At 63.0% G+C, this 18,977-nt stretch carries 13 protein-coding genes and 3 pseudogenes; 11 read left to right on the top strand and 5 right to left on the bottom strand.

Annotated features, from left to right (window positions below; translation table 11 throughout):
• Positions 1 to 30: 30 nt before the first annotated feature.
• Complete coding sequence (gene tilS / locus AC1D1N_RS01430) at positions 31 to 1,413, top strand: tRNA lysidine(34) synthetase TilS (RefSeq protein WP_477346221.1); 1,383 nt, start codon at positions 31 to 33, stop codon at positions 1,411 to 1,413.
• A gap of 121 nt (positions 1,414 to 1,534) precedes the next feature.
• Positions 1,535 to 3,460 carry an ATP-dependent zinc metalloprotease FtsH gene (ftsH, locus tag AC1D1N_RS01425; protein ID WP_112559657.1) on the top strand — a complete coding sequence of 642 codons (1,926 nt, stop codon included), beginning with the start codon at positions 1,535 to 1,537 and terminating at the stop codon, positions 3,458 to 3,460.
• Positions 3,461 to 3,527: 67 nt separating this feature from the next.
• Here the strand turns inward: ftsH and AC1D1N_RS01420 are convergent, their stop codons facing one another.
• Positions 3,528 to 3,896 (bottom strand): winged helix-turn-helix transcriptional regulator, encoded by a 369-nt coding sequence (locus AC1D1N_RS01420; RefSeq protein WP_477346220.1) that lies wholly within the window; start codon positions 3,894 to 3,896, stop codon positions 3,528 to 3,530.
• 186 nt (positions 3,897 to 4,082) lie between these two features.
• On the opposite strand from AC1D1N_RS01420, the pseudogene AC1D1N_RS01415 reads away from it, so the two are divergent.
• Positions 4,083 to 4,848, top strand: a pseudogene (locus AC1D1N_RS01415) (SDR family oxidoreductase).
• Between the two features lie 21 nt (positions 4,849 to 4,869).
• Positions 4,870 to 5,751: pseudogene (locus AC1D1N_RS01410) on the top strand (NAD(P)-dependent oxidoreductase); the annotation flags it as partial.
• Positions 5,752 to 5,827: 76 nt separating this feature from the next.
• On the opposite strand, the gene AC1D1N_RS01405 reads toward AC1D1N_RS01410, so the two are convergent.
• The gene (locus AC1D1N_RS01405; protein ID WP_477346219.1) at positions 5,828 to 6,280 is read right to left on the bottom strand and encodes a hypothetical protein; all 453 of its coding nucleotides are present in this window, start codon (positions 6,278 to 6,280) and stop codon (positions 5,828 to 5,830) included.
• A gap of 243 nt (positions 6,281 to 6,523) precedes the next feature.
• Positions 6,524 to 7,180 (bottom strand): hypothetical protein, encoded by a 657-nt coding sequence (locus tag AC1D1N_RS01400; RefSeq protein ID WP_477347346.1) that lies wholly within the window; start codon positions 7,178 to 7,180, stop codon positions 6,524 to 6,526.
• A gap of 714 nt (positions 7,181 to 7,894) precedes the next feature.
• Here AC1D1N_RS01400 and glmM point away from each other — a divergent pair.
• From glmM to serA, 5 genes are all read left to right on the top strand, one after another.
• Positions 7,895 to 9,247 carry a phosphoglucosamine mutase gene (gene glmM / locus AC1D1N_RS01395; RefSeq protein WP_112559651.1) on the top strand — a complete coding sequence of 451 codons (1,353 nt, stop codon included), beginning with the start codon at positions 7,895 to 7,897 and terminating at the stop codon, positions 9,245 to 9,247.
• Positions 9,248 to 9,499: 252 nt separating this feature from the next.
• Positions 9,500 to 10,309 (top strand): outer membrane protein, encoded by an 810-nt coding sequence (locus tag AC1D1N_RS01390; RefSeq protein ID WP_436261793.1) that lies wholly within the window; start codon positions 9,500 to 9,502, stop codon positions 10,307 to 10,309.
• 228 nt (positions 10,310 to 10,537) lie between these two features.
• The gene (locus AC1D1N_RS01385; protein ID WP_436261792.1) at positions 10,538 to 11,311 is read left to right on the top strand and encodes an outer membrane protein; all 774 of its coding nucleotides are present in this window, start codon (positions 10,538 to 10,540) and stop codon (positions 11,309 to 11,311) included.
• Positions 11,312 to 11,512: 201 nt separating this feature from the next.
• Complete coding sequence (locus tag AC1D1N_RS01380; RefSeq protein ID WP_436261791.1) at positions 11,513 to 12,688, top strand: phosphoserine transaminase; 1,176 nt, start codon at positions 11,513 to 11,515, stop codon at positions 12,686 to 12,688.
• A 66-nt stretch (positions 12,689 to 12,754) separates the two neighbouring features.
• A complete protein-coding gene (gene serA, locus AC1D1N_RS01375; protein ID WP_477346218.1) occupies positions 12,755 to 14,356 on the top strand; it encodes a phosphoglycerate dehydrogenase in 1,602 nt (533 codons plus the stop codon).
• Between the two features lie 110 nt (positions 14,357 to 14,466).
• On the opposite strand, the gene AC1D1N_RS01370 is transcribed toward serA, so the two are convergent.
• A complete protein-coding gene (locus AC1D1N_RS01370; RefSeq protein ID WP_477346217.1) occupies positions 14,467 to 15,390 on the bottom strand; it encodes a DMT family transporter in 924 nt (307 codons plus the stop codon).
• A gap of 212 nt (positions 15,391 to 15,602) precedes the next feature.
• Between AC1D1N_RS01370 and AC1D1N_RS01365 the strand changes: the two genes are divergently transcribed.
• Together AC1D1N_RS01365 and AC1D1N_RS01360 are read left to right on the top strand one after the other, a co-directional pair.
• Positions 15,603 to 16,901: an adenylosuccinate synthase gene (locus AC1D1N_RS01365; protein WP_436261789.1), complete on the top strand. Its 1,299-nt coding sequence runs from the start codon at positions 15,603 to 15,605 to the stop codon at positions 16,899 to 16,901.
• Positions 16,902 to 16,977: 76 nt separating this feature from the next.
• On the top strand, positions 16,978 to 18,654 hold the full coding sequence (locus AC1D1N_RS01360; protein ID WP_477346216.1) for a hypothetical protein: 1,677 nt from the start codon (positions 16,978 to 16,980) through the stop codon (positions 18,652 to 18,654).
• A 53-nt stretch (positions 18,655 to 18,707) separates the two neighbouring features.
• Here AC1D1N_RS01360 and AC1D1N_RS01355 read toward each other — a convergent pair.
• A pseudogene (locus tag AC1D1N_RS01355) lies at positions 18,708 to 18,908 on the bottom strand (type II toxin-antitoxin system CcdA family antitoxin); the annotation flags it as partial.
• Positions 18,909 to 18,977: the final 69 nt, after the last annotated feature.

Below are 18,977 nucleotides of genomic sequence, written 5' to 3'. Positions count from 1 at the left end.
CCGGGGACCAGTTTTGGGCGACATGCATTGATGCTCGATACCGAGCCTGACCTTTCGGATTTTTCAACGATCAACTTTTCCAACGGCGCTGTTGCAGCCGTGTCCGGCGGCAGCGACTCGACCGCCCTCCTTCTTCTCCTTAAAGCTCACCTCGACCGCAGCGCCCCGACAGCCAGGCTGCTGGCGGTGACGATCGACCACGGTTTGCGTCCGGAAGCGGCGGCGGAAGCACGCGCCGTTGCCAAGCTCTGTGCCGAGCGCGGTATCGCGCACCGCATACTTAGCTGGTCCGGCGACAAGCCGTCGACCGGCCTGCCCGCGGCGGCGCGCGAGGCACGCTACCGGCTGCTGGCCGAGGCCGCGCAGGCGCAGGGCATCGGTGTGATCGCGACCGGCCACACCGCTGACGACCAGGCCGAGACCGTGCTGATGCGAGCCGCGCGGAATGATGGCCACGAGCTTGGTGAAACGGCAGGCCGCGGGCTCGCCGGCATGGCGCCGGCCACCCTCTATGACTGGCGGATCTGGATCACGCGGCCGCTGCTCGGCGTACGGCGCGCGGCATTGCGGGCCTTCCTGCGGCGCGAAAATGTCGGCTGGACGGAGGACCCGACCAACACGGATGCGCATTTCGAACGGCCGCGCATTCGCGCCGTGCTCGGCGAAGACCGGGGCGGCCGGCGTTTTGCCGAGGCGATCGGCCTGGCCAGGCGTGCCGCTGCCGAGCGCGAGCAACTCGGCCGCCGCGCCGCCGTGCTGATCCGGGAATTTGCCAGCCAGCCAGCACCGGGTCTCATCCGCCTCGAACCCGGTTTCGCCAACGCAGACGACACGCAAGCCGCGGTCTATGGGCTGCGTGTCCTGCTGGCGGCGACGGGCGGTGTCGCCCTGTTGCCGGACCAGGCGCGTAGTGAAGCGCTGTTCGAGCAAATGCAGGCCGGGCCGCTTTGCGCCACATTGTCGCGGACGGTCGTCGATACCAGGCGCACCGGCATCTTCCTGTACCGTGAATCGCGCGACCTGCCTGCTGCCGCACCGTTGGCGGTCGGACTCTGGGACGGTCGCAGGCGGATCACCGACGCAGAGGCGATCACATTGGGCGACAGTTCTGGTGCATTGTTGATCGCGCCGCTCGGCGCGGCCGCCGCGGCCAAACGGAGTGCCGGGAATGGCGCGCCAGCAAGCCTTGTCCGTGCCGCTTTGGCTGCGGAACCGGCGCTGTGGCGCGGCGGCGAATGCCTTGGTTTTGCAGGCGATGTAACAACGGCACCGGCAATCGCCCTCAGCCCGGCCGTCGCGCCTTTTGCACGCTTCCTGCCCAGCTTCGATCTGGCGCTGGCCGGGGCCGTCGCCGAACTGACCGGCGCGCCGCCGGTCCCGACCTTGCCTTCCAGCCGCCACAGTGCCGGTTGATGGTGGCGCGAAAGCTTAACCCAGACGTGCTGTTATGCTTGGCAAGGGGAGGCGCTCTCCCTATGTTAGGCCCAAGTTTCCTCTCATACGCGTGCCCCACAGGGTACCCACGGGACAATTGATGAATCCGAATTATCGCAACCTCGCGCTCTGGGCGATCATAGCGGTCCTGCTTATCGCTCTCTTCAATCTGTTCCAGACGCCGCAGACGCGCGGAGCCTCGCAAGACGTTCCCTACTCGCAATTCCTGCAAGAGGTTGCGGCCGGCCGGGTCAAGACGGTGACCATCGCCGGCGACCGCATCATGGGCACCTACACCGACAACGCGAATGGCTTTCAGACCTATTCGCCCGGCGATCCGCAGTTGGTCTCGCGGCTTCAGGACAAGAACGTCGTCATCAATGCGCGTCCTGAATCGGACGGTTCCACCTCGCTGTTCAGCTATCTCATCTCTTACCTGCCGATGATCCTGATCCTCGGCGTGTGGATATTCTTCATGCGCCAGATGCAGTCCGGCTCCGGGCGCGCCATGGGCTTCGGCAAGTCGAAGGCCAAGCTTCTGACCGAGGCGCATGGCCGTGTCACCTTCCAGGATGTCGCCGGCGTCGACGAGGCCAAGGAAGATCTGGAAGAGATCGTCGAGTTCCTGCGCGATCCGCAGAAGTTCCAGCGCCTGGGCGGCAAGATTCCGCGCGGCGTGCTGCTCGTCGGTCCTCCCGGCACCGGCAAGACGCTGCTCGCCCGTTCGGTTGCCGGTGAAGCCAATGTGCCCTTCTTCACCATTTCGGGTTCGGACTTCGTCGAGATGTTCGTCGGCGTCGGCGCGTCCCGTGTCCGCGATATGTTCGACCAGGCCAAGAAGAACGCGCCCTGCATCATCTTCATCGACGAAATCGACGCCGTCGGCCGCCATCGCGGCGCCGGCCTTGGCGGCGGCAATGACGAGCGCGAGCAGACGCTGAACCAGCTGCTGGTCGAGATGGACGGTTTCGAGTCCAACGAGAGCATCATCCTGATCGCCGCCACCAACAGGCCCGACGTGCTCGATCCGGCGCTGTTGCGTCCGGGCCGCTTCGACCGCCAGGTGGTGGTGCCGAACCCCGACATCGTCGGCCGCGAGAAGATCCTCAAGGTGCATGTGCGCAACGTGCCGTTGGCGCCCAATGTCGACCTCAAGGTGGTCGCGCGTGGCACGCCGGGCTTTTCCGGCGCCGATCTGATGAACCTGGTCAACGAATCCGCTCTGATGGCGGCGCGCCGCAACAAGCGCCTCGTCACCATGGCCGAATTCGAGGACGCCAAGGACAAGATCATGATGGGCGCCGAGCGCCGCTCGTCGGCCATGACCCAGGCCGAGAAGGAGCTCACCGCTTACCACGAGGCCGGCCACGCCATACTGGCGCTCAACGTGCCGTCCGCCGATCCGCTGCACAAGGCGACCATCATCCCGCGCGGCCGTGCGCTCGGCATGGTCATGCAGCTGCCGGAAGGCGACCGCTATTCGATGAGCTACAAGTACATGGTCTCGCGGCTTGCCATTATGATGGGTGGCCGCGTCGCCGAGGAGTTCAAGTTCGGCAAGGAGAACATCACTTCGGGCGCTTCCTCCGACATCGAGCAGGCGACCAAGCTGGCGCGCGCCATGGTTACGCGCTGGGGCTTCTCGGACAAGCTCGGCCATGTCGCCTATGGCGACAACCAGGAAGAGGTTTTCCTCGGCCATTCGGTAGCGCGCACGCAGAACATCTCGGAAGAGACCGCGCAGATCATCGACGCCGAAGTGCGCCGGCTGATCGACGAGGCCTATGTCTCGGCCAAGTCCATCCTGACCAAGAAGAAGAAGGAATGGATTGCGCTGGCACAGGGCCTGCTCGAATACGAGACGCTTTCGGGCGAGGAGATCAAGCAGTTGATCGCCGGGCAGAAGCCCGCACGCGACCTCGGCGACGACACACCGCCAAGCCGTGGTTCAGCGGTGCCGAAGTCCGGCCGCCGCAAGAAGGGCCCAGAGCCCGAAGGCGGCATGGAGCCTCAGCCGTCTAGCTGAGCTGAAATCACTCGATTCAAGAAAACGCCGCGGCTTCAATCCGCGGCGTTTTGCTATTCAGGGTTGGTCAAAGAGCGTGCGGTGCGATTGCACTGGCTCTGCCGGGGCGCACACCGTCAGACCGGCCAGCATGTTGCTTGCCCCATCTGGCCAGCGGGATCAGGGCATTGTCCAGCTCGATGCCGAATTCGGTGATCGAGTATTCGACCCGGGGCGGCACTTCGGGGAAGACTTCGCGGTGAACGATGCCGTCAGCCTCCATCTCGCGCAGCTGTTGGATCAGCATCTTTTCGCTGATGTCAGGCACCAGCCGCTTCAACTCACCGAATCGGGCCGGCGCCTTGTGAATCTGCCAGAGCAGTAACGCCTTCCATTTGCCGCTGATGACCTCCAGCGCCGGCCCCAATCCGCAACTATCTGGCTGTTTCTTTCCCATGTTTCATCCAATTCTGAGCAATCGGTGGGTAGCTTACATTTTTGTCGGTACTTGAGAAAAACCAAGCCGGTCCATAGCTTCAAACCAGCTCGCCGGCATCGGCGAACACCACAACATCATATCGGTACCTGGCTTCGACCTGCAAAGGCCGTCGGTGGCCGGATTTTGTCAAAAAAGGGATGGATCATGACACGATACGCAAACAAGAAGGCCGTTGTCATCGGCGGGACGCACGGCATGGGGCTCGCCGTCGCCGAAGCTCTGATCGAAGGCGGCGCCGAGGTCCTGGTCACCGGCCGCGACCAGCGCAACATCGAGGCCGCCCGCGGAGAGCTGTTTTCGCGAGCTCATGTCGTGCGGTCCGATATCAGCGACATGGCCGATATCGTCACGCTCGGTGCCGAAGTGGGGCAGAAGCTCGGCCAGATCGACTTCCTTCACATCAATGCCGGGGTGGCCAATCTCGAACCCGTGGGAGCGGGTCACCGAGGACAGCTACGACCGCGCCTTCAACATCAATACCAAGGGCGCCTTTTTCACCGTGCAGCGCCTGCTGCCGCTCATCAGGGATGGCGGCGCCATCGTCTTCACCTCGTCGATCGCTGACGAATCCGGCACTGGCGGCATGAGCGTCTATTCCGGCTCGAAGGCGGCACTTCGCGCCTTCGCCAAGGTGCTCGCCGCGGAGCTCCTGCCGCGCCTGATCCGGGTGAATGTCGTCAGTCCCGGTTTCATCGATACGCCGACCATGGGAGTGGCCGGCGCATCCGCGGAAGAACGGGCAGCCTTCATGAGCATAGGCGATGCGGTCACCCCCATGAAGCGTCATGGCACGGTCGAGGAGGTGGCGCGTGCAGTACTGTTCCTGGCGTTCGACGCGACCTTCACCACGGGCGCGCGGCTGACCGTCGACGGTGGCCTCGGCCAGGACCTGAGCCCGTTGCCGGCATAACCGCGCAACCAAACGAAGGAGAGCCAAATGAGCGAAATAACTGTAATCGGCCTTGGCGCCATGGGTACGGCGCTTGCCGAAGCCTTTCTGAACCGGGGTTATTCGGTGACGGTGTGGAACCGTTCTCCGGCAAAGGCTGAGGCTTTGGCAGCCAAGGGTGCCATCGCGGCCGTGAGTGTCGAGGAAGCCGTCAGGTCGAGTCCGCTGATCGTGACGTGCCTGCTTGTCTATGACACTGTTCGTGAGGCGCTCGGCCCCGTAGCGGCTGCTTTGTCGGGTCGCACAGTGGTCAACCTCACCAACGGCACGCCCGAGCAGGCGCGCGAGATGTCCGACTGGGCGGTAAGCCACGGCGCCGACTATATCGATGGCGGCATCATGGCGGTGCCGCCGATGATCGGCGGGCCGCACGCCTTGATCCTCTACAGCGGCTCGAGCCAGGCGTTCGACGCCTGTTCAGGGCAGCTCGGAGCGCTCGGCACCAGCAAATATCTCGGTGAGGATGCTGGCCTCGCGCCGCTCTACGATATCTCGCTTCTGACCGGCATGTACGGAATGTTCGCGGGCACTTTGCAAGCGTTGGCATTGACGGGCGCGGCCGGGATCCCTGCCGGCGCGTTCATGCCACTGCTGGCCTCCTGGCTCCAGGCGATGCAAGGCCTGCTGCCGAAATGGGCGGAACAGATCGACAGTGGCGATCACACCAGCGATGTCGTTTCCAATCTGGGCATGCAGGCTGATGCCTATGTCAATCTGATCGACGCCAGCAGGTCCGCTGATGTCAGCACGGAACTCGTCCTGCCGATGCAAAGCCTGATGAAGCGCGGGGTGGCTGCCGGCCAGGCCAATGCCGATCTTTCAAGCCTGGTCGCGCTCCTGCGGCTCTCGAAACAAGGCGCTTGAGGCTGGCAAGACCTCAACAAAAGCCCGCCAACCATGAGGTTGGCGGGCTTTTCGATCTTCAAACGCTGCTGGCCGATCAGCTCTTCAGCTTGGCATTGCAGAGGCTGTAATAGCCGCCGCCCTTCTGGATCCAGCGAAGGCCGTTCAACGTACCTGCGTCCTTGTTGCCGTGGTAACCCTGCAGGCAGGTCTTCATCCGTGCCTTCGCGGGCTTTTCGGTCTTGAACTCGGCGGCGAGGGTGGTCGGGAATGTCACGCCCGCCGGCGCTAAAGCGGGGGCGACCGCCGCGCTGGTTTCCGTCTTCGGCTGCGGCTCGGTTTTGACCGTATCCGCGCTGGCACTCTCCGCAGCTGACGTCGCGCACTTCTCCGTGCGGAAAGCGGTCCAATCCATGCCGTTCAGAGTGCCGCCTTCCTTGGCTGTGCGATAGGCCTCGCCGCATTCCTTCATCGTCAGTGCGCTTGCAGGGGCGACGCTCCAAGCAACCCATGCCGTCACAGCCAATGCCGCCAATTTCAATCTGGACATAAGACCCTCCTGGTTGACAAAAAGTTCGACGTCCTTTTGTATACTGTTTGTTCCGTATATGTTCAATTGGAATCTTTGCGTACCAACCGATAAGTCTGGCGGTGGGCAGTGTGGGCGAATAGATGATGCCGACAGCTTTCGCGATATGTAGACGCGAGCAAAGCCGGGCGTCTTCGAGCGCAACAAAAAGGCCCGCGCATGCTGCGATGCGCGGGCCTTTGTCTGGAGAATATGGCTACGCGATCAGCTCTTCAGCTTGGCATTGCAGAGGCTGTAGAAGCCGCCGCCCTTCTGGATCCAGCGCAGGCCATTCAGCGTGTTGGCATCCTTGTTGGCGTAGTAGAGCTCGAGGCAGGTATGCATGCGGCCCTTGGCCGGCGTCTCGCTGGCGTATTTCTTCGAGATCGCGGTCGGGAACTTCACGCCCTTGGGAGCGGTGACCGAGGGCTTCTCGGGCTCGCTGGTATAAGTCGCCTCGCTCGGAGCCGGGACGGTGTCGTCGTCATCGGCGCCGGCGCCGCATTCGGCCTTGCGGAAGTCGTTCCACTTCTTGCCGCCCAGCGTGTTGGCAGACTTGGCCGCCTGATACTTGGCGCTGCAATCGGCCATGCTCAGGCCCTTGCCGCTGCTGTCGGCAGCTGCCTTGGTCGTGGCCTTGGCCGGTGCTGCCACAGCGCTGACGCCGGCGGCGCATTCGGTCTTGCGGAAGTCGTTCCACTTCATGCCGTTGAGCGTGCCAGCGGCCTTTGCCGCCTGGTATTTGGCGCTGCATTCCTTGGCCGTCAGGCCCTTGGCGTCATCGTCGGCTGCGGTTGCAGCCTTGGTCGTGGCCTTGGCGGGTTCTGCCGTGGCGCTGGCGCCGGCGGCGCATTCGGTCTTGCGGAAATCGTTCCACTTCACGCCGTTGAGCGTGCCGGCAGCCTTCGCAGCCTGGTATTTGGCGCTGCATTCCTTGGCCGTCAGGCCCGTGGCGCCGTCGTCGGCGGCAGCAGCGGCCTTGGTCGTCTCCGCCTTGGCCGCGGCCGCCTTCTTGGCCGGCTTGGCGGTCTCGGTGGTGGCGGCCGCGTCGGTGCCGCATTCGGCCTTACGGAACTGGTTCCAGGTCTGTCCGTTCAGCGTGCCGCCGTCTTTGGCGGCATTATACTTGGTACTGCACTCGGCCATGGTAAGCGCGTTGGCGGGCGCCGCCATGAACAAGGTTGCGACGGCAAGACCCGTCAAAGTTGCAAGTCGATGGATGAGCATGGCGTTTCTCCCGTTGCTGCGCCGATGGTGTCCCTTTGGTGAATCAATAGCTCTCAACGCTAGGCTGCGCCGGATGCTAACTCAGGCCGAGACCCTCGCAAAGCGCGTCCTCCCGACAAGGTGATGAAATCATTGCGATCTGTGGCCTCGAAAAGAAGGGTTGCCGGACAACCTGCGCCGAGCGGCTTAGTGTGACTGCTATATTGCGGCAAGACCGTGTCACGGTTTTAGGTTGTGGAAACACTTGAACAGATCGCTACAATGATTTTCTAAGGATTGGTAACATACGATCATACATTGTGATGATTTGTGGTGCCCAATTTTGTGGCATTACGGGCAGCTGAAAAACCGACGGGGATTCTGGCTATCATGGCAGGGCACTATTTCGGCACCGACGGCATTCGCGGGCGCGCCAACAAATTTCCGATGACGGCCGAGATCGCGATGCGGGTCGGCATGGCCGCCGGCCTGTCGTTCCAGCGCGGCAGCCACCGCCACCGCGTCGTGCTCGGCAAGGACACGCGGCTGTCCGGCTACATGATCGAGAATGCGATGGTGGCCGGCCTTTGTGCCGCCGGCATGGATGTCTTCCTGCTCGGCCCGATTCCGACGCCGGCGGTGGCCATGCTGGTGCGCTCGCTGCGCGCCGATATCGGCGTCATGATCTCGGCCTCGCACAATCCCTACTTCGATAACGGCATCAAGCTGTTTGGGCCTGATGGCTACAAGCTCTCCGACGAGATCGAGGAGCGGATCGAGAGCATGCTCGACAAGGACATCGAGCTGGCGCTCGCCGATTCCGACGGGCTCGGGCGCGCCAAGCGTGTCGACGGCGTGCATGACCGCTACATCGAATTCGCCAAGCGTACGCTGCCGCGCTCGATGTCGCTGTCGGGTCTCAGGATCGTCGTCGACTGCGCCAATGGCGCCGCCTACAAGGTGGCGCCGGCCGCCCTTTGGGAATTGGGCGCCGAGGTCATTGCCATCAATGTCGAGCCGAACGGCTTCAACATCAACAAGGAATGCGGCTCGACCCATCCGGCCGGCCTGCAGAAGAAGGTGCATGAAGTGCGCGCCGACATCGGCATCGCGCTCGACGGCGATGCCGACCGCGTCGTCATCGTCGACGAGAACGGCACGATCGTCGACGGCGACCAGATCATGGCGCTGATTGCCGAATCCTGGCATCAGAACGGGCGGCTCGCCGGCGGCGGCGTCGTCTCGACGGTGATGTCCAATCTCGGCCTCGAACGCTTTCTCGGCGACATGAAGCTACAGCTGCACCGCACCAAGGTCGGCGACCGCTATGTCGTCGAACATATGCGCGCGCATGGGTTGAATGTCGGCGGCGAGCAATCGGGCCACATCGTGCTGTCCGATTTCTCGACCACCGGCGACGGGCTCGTCTCGGCGCTGCAGGTTCTCGCCTGCATCAAGCGGCAGAACCGCCCGGTGAGCGAATTGTCGAAGAAGTTCGAGCCGGTGCCGCAGCTGTTGAAGAATGTCCGCATCGCCGGCGGCAAGCCGCTTGAGGAAGCCCCGGTCAAGGCGGCGATCGAAGATGCCCGCAACCGTCTCGGCAGGGCCGGTCGACTGGTCATCCGGCCCTCCGGCACCGAGCCGCTGATCCGCGTCATGGCCGAGGGCGACGACCCGCAGCTGGTCGAAGCCGTGGTCAACGACATCGTCGACATCATCTCGGAAACGCGCAGCGCCGCCTGATCGCACCGCCTCCAGCGGCAGGCGCGAACTGCCGGCTCGAAGACCTCAAGGCCCGCCTCCAGGCGGGCTTTTTGTTTCGGGCAGGGTGGCCCCAGCATGATGCCGGCAGAGACTGTTTGCTAAAATATCGAGAATTCTTGGTTAATCGACAGGGTTAAACGCGTTTTAACTTTTGCAATTCATTATCCACAACTGAGGTCAATCATATTCGGGCGGGTTGGATTTTCCCGACGGTTCTCAGGGGTGACAAGCATGTTCAATACAGCAAAAATGGCTCTCCTTGCCGCGCTGTTCGCAGGCGTGGCCGGGCCGGTTTTCGCCGCCGATCTGGCGGAACCGCCGGTGGTCGAGGAAGCGCCTCCGCCGGTTGCCTATGAGCCGCCCGCCGATTTCGGTGGCTGGTACATCCGCGGCGACATCGACTATCATAAGTCGGATTTGCGCGGCATCGACTATATCACCTACGGGCCGCCTCCCGGCAGCAATGTTTTCGATTCCGGCGAGCTTAAGGGCGGCTTCTCACTCGGCGCCGGCATTGGCTACAAGATCAACGATCATTTCCGTACCGACCTGACAGCCGACTATTGGTTCGCTTCGGACTTCAACGGATCAACCAACGATGGCGTTACGACATCGGTCGAAGTGTCGAAAATGAGCGCATTGCTGCTCTTGGCCAACGCCTATTACGATATCGGCACCTGGCACGGCATCACGCCTTATGTTGGCGCTGGCATCGGCGGCGCGCACGTTAAATGGGATACCGTCCACGACCCGAACACAACCGAGACCAACCCCGGGTCGAAGAATTGGCGCTTTGCCTACGCGCTCATGGCCGGCGCGTCCTATTGCCTTACCGACAGGGTGATCCTGGATGCCGGCTATCGCTACTCTCACATTGAGGGAGGCCGCATGTTCGACTTCGACGTGAGCAGTTCCGGGCCCGGCTTCGACCATGGCATCAACACACATGAGGTACGCGGCGGTCTGCGCTATCAGTTCGGCGGCAATAATGGTTGCACATCGCCGGAACCCTACGTTCCGGAGCCGATCTACACCAAGTAGTCGCTTCGAAATCCTGGAATTCGCGAACCGCCCGGTTATGCCGGGCGGTTTTCGTTTGGCGATTGCGGTGCATTTCCATCCGCCGCCTGCGCTAAAGAAAGCCTGCCGAAATCAATTCGGTAACGCCGCGTTATCCTTAACCCGCACTTAACCACTATGGTTAACAATGCCTACTGAAACGGCGCTTGCAATCAAATGACGCGCGCCAATTTCAGGAGCCGGGGACCCATGAATTTCAAATCGCTGACAGCGCCGGCGCTCGCCGCACTCGTGCTTGCTCCGCTGACGCCGGCGCAGGCCGCAGACTACGATCCGCCAGTCTATGTCGATCAGGCGCCGGACTATCAACCGGTCGAGGTCGGTTCGGGCTGGTACCTGCGCGGCGACGTCTCCTATCTGGCGCAGAAGAGCTACCAGGATCAGGATTTCACCTTCGCGCCGGCGAGCTTCAGCGAAAAGCAGGATCCCGCCTTTGCCAGCATCGGCTTCGGTTATCATTTCAACGACTATCTGCGCGCCGATATCAATCTCGGCTATCTGCCGGGCAACAAGGTTGGCATCCACTATGACGACACCGCGACCGTGATACCGCCGGCCACGGCAACGGTGGCGTCGGCGTCCCTGGAGAATTATTCCCTGTCGGGGATGGTCAATGGCTATGTCGATCTTGGCACCTATGTCGGGATCACACCTTATTTGGGTGCCGGCATCGGGCTGGTCCGGAGCAAATACAAGCTGTCGGCGAGTTACTTCACCGACAATGTCGACCCTACTGATGATTTCGTCCGGAGCGACAACAAGACCCAGTATGCCTTGGCCTATACGCTGGATGCGGGCCTGGCCTATCAGGTGACCAAGAATGTTTCCGTCGATCTCGGCTATCAGTATTTTTCGGCGCCGGATGCCGAATATGTCACGGCCGCGAGCCTGACGTCGTATCCGATCCGAAAGGGCATCAGCAATCATCAGGTCAAACTCGGGCTGCGCTACGACCTCTGGTAGGCTGGCGATAGACACGAAGCCTGACGGCGGATCTTTTCGATCCGCCGTTTGCGTTTGGGCTCACGACATCCTGATCGCGGATCGCTTGTATCTTGTCCGCGACAAAAACTTTCCTCTTGACGCCTGATGGCTGAACGCATATCGCCGTCCGTGGGCCACCCCTCCCCAACGAGGGGCCACTATCTGGAAGGATAGACCACGATGACGACGCATACGAAGCCCGGACTCCGTCCGGCAAACCCCAATTTCTCCTCAGGTCCCTGCGCAAAACGCCCCGGCTGGTCGGTCGAGGCGCTGAAGAACGCTGCGCTCGGCCGTTCCCACCGCGCCAAGATCGGCAAGACCAAGCTCGAACAGGCGATCGAGCTGACGCGGGAAATTCTCCAGGTCCCAGCGGACTACCGCATCGGCATCGTGCCGGCGTCGGACACCGGTGCCGTCGAGATGGCGCTGTGGTCGCTGCTTGGCGAGCGCGGCGTCGACATGGTCGCCTGGGAAAGCTTTGGCTCCGGCTGGGTGACCGATGTCGTCAAGCAGCTGAAGCTCGCCGATACCAGAAAGATCGAAGCGGGCTATGGCGAGCTGCCTGATCTGGCGAAGATCGATTTCGACCGCGACGTGGTCTTCACCTGGAACGGCACGACCTCAGGCGTTCGGGTGCCGAACGGCGATTTCGTTCCGGCCGACCGCAAAGGGTTGACGATCTGCGACGCGACCTCGGCCGCCTTCGCCCAGAGGCTCGATTTCCAGAAGCTGGATGTCGTCACCTTCTCCTGGCAGAAAGTGTTGGGCGGCGAGGGCGCGCACGGCATGCTGATCCTCAGCCCGCGCGCCGTCGAGCGGCTGGAAACCTACAAGCCGGCGTGGCCGCTGCCAAAGATCTTCCGCCTGACGTCGGGCGGCAAGCTGATCGAAGGCATCTTCAAAGGCGAGACCATCAACACGCCGTCTATGCTGTGCGTCGAGGATTATCTCGACGCGCTCAATTGGGCGAAGTCGATCGGCGGTCTCGACGCGTTGATTGCCAGAGCGGATGCCAACGCCGCTGTGCTCGACGGCTTTGTCGACAGATCCTCATGGCTCGGCCATCTCGCAGTCGATGCGGCGACAAGGTCCAACACTTCCGTGTGTCTGTCCTTCACCGACGCTCAAGTCGCGGCACTCGATGCCGACGGACAGGCGGCTTTCGCCAAGGCGATCGTCTCGGTGCTCGACAAGGAAGGCGTTGCCTATGACATCGGCTCCTATCGCGACGCCCCGCCCGGCCTGCGCATCTGGTGTGGCGCGACGGTCGAGACAGCCGACCTCGAAGCGCTGCTGCCCTGGCTCGACTGGGCCTTTGCCGCGCAGAAGGCGTCGCTGAAAGCGGCGGCCTGAGATTTCTTGCGGCGGCCTTCGGGCCGCCCATTCCCACGGATCAAGTTCCATTTGAAGGAGGTCGCCATGGCGCCCCGCGTTCTCGTCTCAGACAAACTCTCCACCACCGCCGTGCAGATATTCAAAGACCGCGGCATCGAGGTCGACTACCTGCCCGATCTCGGCAAGGACAAGGAAAAACTGCTTGAAGTCATCGACCAATATGACGGTCTTGCCATCCGCTCGGCGACCAAGGTCACCGAAAAGCTGATCAACGCCGCCACCAGGCTGAAGGTCGTGGGCCGTGCCGGCATCGGCGTCGACAATGTCGACATCCCGGCGGCGAGCCGCAAGGGCATCATCGTGATGAACACGCCCTTCGGCAATTCGATCACCACCGCCGAGCATGCGGTGGCGATGATCTTCGCACTGGCCCGCCAGATTCCGGAGGCCAACGCCTCCACCCATGCCGGCAAATGGGAAAAGAACCGCTTCATGGGCATCGAGATCACCGGCAAGACGCTGGGTGTCATCGGCTGCGGTAACATCGGGTCGATCGTCGCCACGCGCGGCGTCGGGCTGAAGATGCATGTCATTGCCTTCGACCCGTTCCTGTCGGACAGCCGCGCCGAGGAGCTCGGCGTCGAAAAAGTAGAGCTCGACGAGCTGTTCGCCCGCGCCGACTTCATCACCTTGCATACGCCGCTGACCGACAAGACGCGCAACATTATCGACGCCGCCGCGATCGCCAAGATGAAGACCGGCGTGCGCATCATCAATTGTGCGCGTGGCGGGCTGATCGTCGAGGCCGATCTGGTCGCGGCGCTGAAGAGCGGCAAGGTGGCAGGCGCCGGCATCGACGTGTTCGAGGTCGAACCGGCGGAGAACCACGAATTGTTCGGTATGGAGAATGTCGTGGCAACGCCGCATCTTGGCGCTTCGACCACCGAAGCGCAGGAGAATGTCGCGCTGCATGTCGCCGAGCAGATGTCGGACTACCTGATCAAGGGTGCCATTTCCAACGCCATCAACATGCCGTCGATCACCGCCGAGGAAGCGCCGCGGCTGAAGCCTTTCGTCAAGCTGGCCGAAGTGCTCGGCGCCTTCGTCGGCCAGGTCACCGAAGATCCGATCAAGGAGGTTGAGATCCTGTTCGACGGCTCGACCGCGACGATGAACACACGGGCGCTGATCAGTGCGACGCTCGCCGGACTGATCCGACCGCAGGTCGCCGACGTCAACATGGTGTCGGCGCCGATCATGGTGAAGGAACGCGGCATCATCGTTGCCGAGGTCAAGCGCGACAAGTCGGGCGTGTTCGACGGCTACATTAAGCTGACGGTCAAGACCGAGCACATGACGCGCTCGATCGCCGGCACCTGCTTCTCCGACGGCAAGCCGCGGTTCATCCAGATCAAGGGCATCAATCTCGACGCCGAGGTCGGCCAGCACATGCTCTACACAACCAATGCCGATGCGCCCGGCATTATCGGCCTGCTGGGCACGGTGTGCGGCGAGAACGGCGTCAACATCGCCAATTTCCAGCTGGGACGTAACCGGCCAGGCGGCGACGCGATTGCGCTGCTCTATCTCGATGCGCCGTTCCCGGAGAATGTGCTGGAACAGGTCAAGGCGCACAAGTCGATCGACTCGGCCAAACGGCTGCAGTTCGACGTCAACGCGATGTGATCCTGACGTAGCGACGGTATCGAAGGCGCGGGCTTTGTTGGGCGCAATCCCAAGGGAAAGCGCTGCGCGCTTTTCCCGGGAAAACCGGTTCCCACTTTCCTGGGATTGCTCTAGTCCGCGCCTTCTTCGCTTAAGACCAGCGGCAGGTCCGCCATCTTGCGCCCGCTATATTCGGCGAGCGAGATGCCGCCCAGCACCAGGACGAGCGCCAGCGCCTGATAGAGCTGGAATGTCTCGCCGACGATCAGCACCGACAGCAGCGTGCCGAAGATCGGCACCAGGTTGATGAACAGGCCGGCCCGGTTGGCGCCGATCAGTTCGTTGCCCCTGATGTAGAGGATCTGCGAAATGACCGAGGCGCCGACCGCGGTGTAGACAATGATCAGCCAGCCGCTGATATCGGGGACGATGACCTTGCCAGCCGCGGCTTCCCACAGGACAAAAGGCAGCGAGGTGATCAACGCTGCGATCGACAGCGCCAGCATCAGGCTTTGCCAGCGCATCTCCGGTTTCAGCCGCAGCCCGACCGAGTAGCCGCTGTAGAGGATGACGGCGATCAGCATGATGGCGTCGCCGAAATTGAGTTCCAGCGTCAGCAGCCGGCGCGGGTCGCCGTGGCAGGCGGTCAGCACCACGCCCGCTATGGTCAGCACGACGCCGGCGACCTGCGCCCAGTTCACCCGCAAGCGGAAAAAGATGAAATTGGCGACGATGATCAGGATCGGCATCGCCGCCTGTTCGATCGAGACGTTGATCGCGGTCGTATAGTTGAGCGCCGTGTAGAAGATGGTGTTGAACAAGGTGAAGCCGCAGGCGCCAAGCGCGCCGAGCAGCAGCCAGTGTTTTCGCACCACCGGCCAGTCTTCGCGGATCGTGCGCCAGCCGATCGGCAACATAATCGCAACCGCCAGCACCCAGCGCAGGAAGACCAGCATCATCGGCGAGACATGGTCGACCGCCAGCTTGCCGGCGACGGAATTGCCGCCCCACAGCAAGGTGGTGACCAGCAGGAACAGGTAGGCGCGTCGATGCATTGGGGGATTCCGGCCGCCGCAGGAGTTGCGGCGTTTGCCGGCCTATTGCCCCCGCCAGTCCAAGTAAATGATGTCAAAGCCGAAAATTGTTGTGCCTCAGGGCATTTTCGGCGGCAAAGAAAGGTCGCACTTGCGAGGTCTTGACGCTATAGAGGCCTGTCGTTTCGAACCATATCCAGGCCGCCAGGGCGGCATCTCAAGGGAAAAGAAACATGGCCAATGTGGTGGTCGTCGGCTCGCAATGGGGCGACGAAGGCAAGGGCAAGATCGTCGACTGGTTGTCGGAGCGCGCCGACGTGGTCGTGCGCTTCCAGGGTGGCCACAATGCCGGCCACACGCTGGTCGTCGACGGTAAGGTCTACAAACTGTCGCTGCTGCCGTCGGGCGTGGTGCGGCAAGGCAAGCTGTCGATCATCGGCAACGGCGTCGTCTTCGACCCGCACGCCTTTGTCGCTGAAGTGGCAAAACTCAAGGCGCAAGGCGTCGACGTGACGCCGGACCGCCTGAAAATAGCCGAAAACACCGCGCTTATCCTGTCGCTGCACCGGGAGCTGGACGGATTCCGCGAGGACGCCGCGTCCAATTCCGGCACAAAGATTGGCACGACCCGTCGTGGCATCGGCCCCGCCTATGAGGACAAGGTGGGCCGGCGCGCGGTTCGGGTGATGGATCTGGCGGATTTGGAAACGCTGCCCCTCAAGGTCGACAGGCTGTTGACGCATCACAATGCGCTGCGTCGCGGGCTTGGCCATGGCGAAGTCACCCATGAGGCGATCATGACCGAGCTGACCTCGGTCGCCGATGAGATCCTGCCCTATATGGACCGCGTCTGGAAAATCCTCGACGACAAGCGCCGCGCCGGCGAGCGCATCCTGTTCGAGGGCGCGCAAGGCACGTTGCTCGACATCGACCACGGCACCTACCCGTTCGTCACCTCGTCCAACACCGTCGCCGGCCAGGCCGCGGCCGGTTCGGGCGTCGGCCCGGGCGCCATCGGCTATGTCCTCGGCATCACCAAGGCCTATACGACGCGTGTCGGCGAAGGCCCGTTCCCGACCGAACAGAAGAACGAGATCGGCGAATTCCTTGGCACGCGCGGCCACGAATTCGGCGTCGTCACCGGCCGCAAGCGCCGCTGCGGCTGGTTCGACGCCGTGCTGGTGCGCCAGGCCGTCGCCGTCAACGGCATCAAGGGCATCGCGCTGACCAAGCTCGACGTGCTCGATGGTCTGGACGAGATCAAGGTCTGCACCGGTTACCGGCTCGACGGTGAAATGATCGACTATCTGCCGGCCAGCCAGGGCGCGCAGGCGCGCGTCGAGCCGGTCTACGAGACGCTCGAGGGCTGGAAAGGCACCACCGCCGGCGCGCGCAGCTGGAACGACCTTCCGGCGCAGGCCGTCAAATATGTCCGCTACATCGAGGAGCTCATCGGCGCACCGGTTGCGCTCCTTTCCACCAGCCCGGAGCGGGACGACACAATACTTGTGACCGATCCGTTTCAAGACTAGTTTTCTGAAGCCTTTCCGGGCATCGCGGCTGATTTGCGGGGGCCGGCGCGGAAACAAAATACAGGTCGACTGAAGCATGGCAGATTTCGTTGCTATTCTGAAAAGGGCGCTCGACAAGCACGGCGACGAGACGCCCGAAAAGCGTACGCGCATTTATGACAGCGTTCGTACCATGCTGGCGAAGAAGCTTGCGGACTATTCGCCGCCGCTGGCCACCGAAGCCATAACCACGCAGAAACGCTCCCTGGAAGACGCTATTGCAAGTGTCGAGCGCGACTATGCCAAACCGGCGCCGGCATCCGATCCGCTGGCTGAGCTCGAGCACATCTTCTCCTCGATCGATCGCAACAAGAACCAGTCCAGTCATGTCAAGCCACCAGTCACGCCTGCACCCGCGCCGGCATGGCAGCCGGCGAAACCTGTGCAGCCGACACCGGTTGCTCGGACGGAGCCGAGCTGGCAGAGGCCCGCACCGACACCGCCGCCTGCGGCGCGTGCCGAAACCGTCAACGAGCAAGCCGCGGAGCTGGACGCCGACGACGATAGCGCCGATGTGTTTGCCAATAACGAGCAGCCGGCCGCTGACACGTTCCAGCGCCTGCGCCCGGCCGAGCGCAAGCGCAGCTATGGCGGGCTGATCGCCGCTGTTGTCGCGCTGCTGGTGGTCGCTGGCGGCGGCTACGGCATCTGGCTGAACAAGGATGCGTTTGGCTCGATGTTCGGTGTCGGCGACACCAAGACAGTCTCGACCGAACCGCTGGTGAAGCCGGCGCCGGCCAAGCCCGCGGCCGAGGCGCCCGCACCGGCAGCTGCCGGCGAGGGAACGAAATTCACGCAGCGCCTTACGCCCGAAGGCGGTGAGACCGACCCCGGTCCCGCGGCCGGCCAAAGCGGCATTGGCGAGGGCGAATCCGTCGCCGCGCTGACCACGCCACCGCCTCCGGCTCCGGCACCTGCGGCTCCGGCCCCTGCGGCGCCAGCGCCGGCGACCCCAGCGCCCGGCGATACCGCAGCCACGGTGGCGCCCGCAACGCCGGCGCCTGACGCTTCCGCCACGCCACCGGCAACGCCGCCAGCCGATGGCGCCGCGCCGCCGGCCAATGGGGCAGCACCGGCTGATGCCGCGGCCACGCCGCCAGCGCCCGCAACCGGCACGCCGCCCGCGGCACCGACGGCCGCCGCTCCGGAGCCAACCGTTGCGGTCGGCCAGAAGGCGATCTTCTATGAGGAACGCACCTCGACCGCGCAGGGCTCGGCCGAACCCGGGAGCATCGTCTGGTCCCTGGTGCAGGAATCGCCCGGCGGGGACCTGCCGCCGGAACCGGCGATTCGCGCCGAAGCGAGCATTCCCGGCAAGGACATCCAACTGCGCATGACCATCCGCCGCAACACCGACCAGACGCTGCCGGCCAGCCACATCATCGAGATGATCTTCCTGACACCCGAGGGCTTTGACGGCGGCGGCGTCGACAACATCCTGCGCGTTGCCATGAAGAGCTCGGAGCAGGATGCCGGCAGCCCGCTGATCGGCATCCCGGCCAAGATCGCCGACGGCTTCTTCCTGGTGGCGCTCAACGACACCAAGGCCGACGAGGACGCCAATCTGACCTTGCTTCGCGGCCAGGACTGGATCGACGTGCCGGTCGTCTACAAGACCGGACGCCGGGCGCTGCTGACCATGGAAAAGGGCATCCCCGGCGAGAAGGTGTTCGACGAGGCGCTGAAGGCCTGGCAGGCGAAGACGGCGGGCTGATGGGGCAGCGTTAAAGCTGCCTGCTCTTTCCCCGAGCGGCGAGCGGGCCTAGCTCAAAACGGGCGATGCTTGGCTGGCGGCAGCCCGTTTCGCCTGACGTAGTCGTTCCAGCTTTCGATGGCATCCTTGTTTTCTTCTTGCCATCGGCGTGTCTTTTCCGCAGCGATCGCCTTTGCAAGGCCGGTCTCGGCGGCGTGACCGATGTCGATCCCCAAGGCCCTCGCTTCTTCGATCAATCGGAGGTCAATGGAAAGTTTGAGCGGTTTTCACGACGACTGAGCATCAGCCATTTGAACAGCCCTATCCATACCTACGGACAAGAG

It is taken from the genome of Mesorhizobium sp. P2_B5, from assembly GCF_056404775.1.
This window is presented reverse-complemented; position numbering and strand designations above follow the sequence as displayed.

Excerpts from the sequence above, each read along its gene's own strand:
- tilS (WP_477346221.1), top strand. The coding sequence starts at position 31 with ATGCTCGATACCGAGCCTGACCTTTCGGATTTTTCAACGATCAACTTT.
- ftsH (WP_112559657.1), top strand. The coding sequence starts at position 1,535 with ATGAATCCGAATTATCGCAACCTCGCGCTCTGGGCGATCATAGCGGTC.
- AC1D1N_RS01420 (WP_477346220.1), bottom strand. The coding sequence starts at position 3,896 with ATGGGAAAGAAACAGCCAGATAGTTGCGGATTGGGGCCGGCGCTGGAG.
- AC1D1N_RS01405 (WP_477346219.1), bottom strand. The coding sequence starts at position 6,280 with ATGTCCAGATTGAAATTGGCGGCATTGGCTGTGACGGCATGGGTTGCT.
- glmM (WP_112559651.1), top strand. The coding sequence starts at position 7,895 with ATGGCAGGGCACTATTTCGGCACCGACGGCATTCGCGGGCGCGCCAAC.
- AC1D1N_RS01390 (WP_436261793.1), top strand. The coding sequence starts at position 9,500 with ATGTTCAATACAGCAAAAATGGCTCTCCTTGCCGCGCTGTTCGCAGGC.
- AC1D1N_RS01385 (WP_436261792.1), top strand. The coding sequence starts at position 10,538 with ATGAATTTCAAATCGCTGACAGCGCCGGCGCTCGCCGCACTCGTGCTT.
- AC1D1N_RS01380 (WP_436261791.1), top strand. The coding sequence starts at position 11,513 with ATGACGACGCATACGAAGCCCGGACTCCGTCCGGCAAACCCCAATTTC.
- serA (WP_477346218.1), top strand. The coding sequence starts at position 12,755 with ATGGCGCCCCGCGTTCTCGTCTCAGACAAACTCTCCACCACCGCCGTG.
- AC1D1N_RS01370 (WP_477346217.1), bottom strand. The coding sequence starts at position 15,390 with ATGCATCGACGCGCCTACCTGTTCCTGCTGGTCACCACCTTGCTGTGG.
- AC1D1N_RS01365 (WP_436261789.1), top strand. The coding sequence starts at position 15,603 with ATGGCCAATGTGGTGGTCGTCGGCTCGCAATGGGGCGACGAAGGCAAG.
- AC1D1N_RS01360 (WP_477346216.1), top strand. The coding sequence starts at position 16,978 with ATGGCAGATTTCGTTGCTATTCTGAAAAGGGCGCTCGACAAGCACGGC.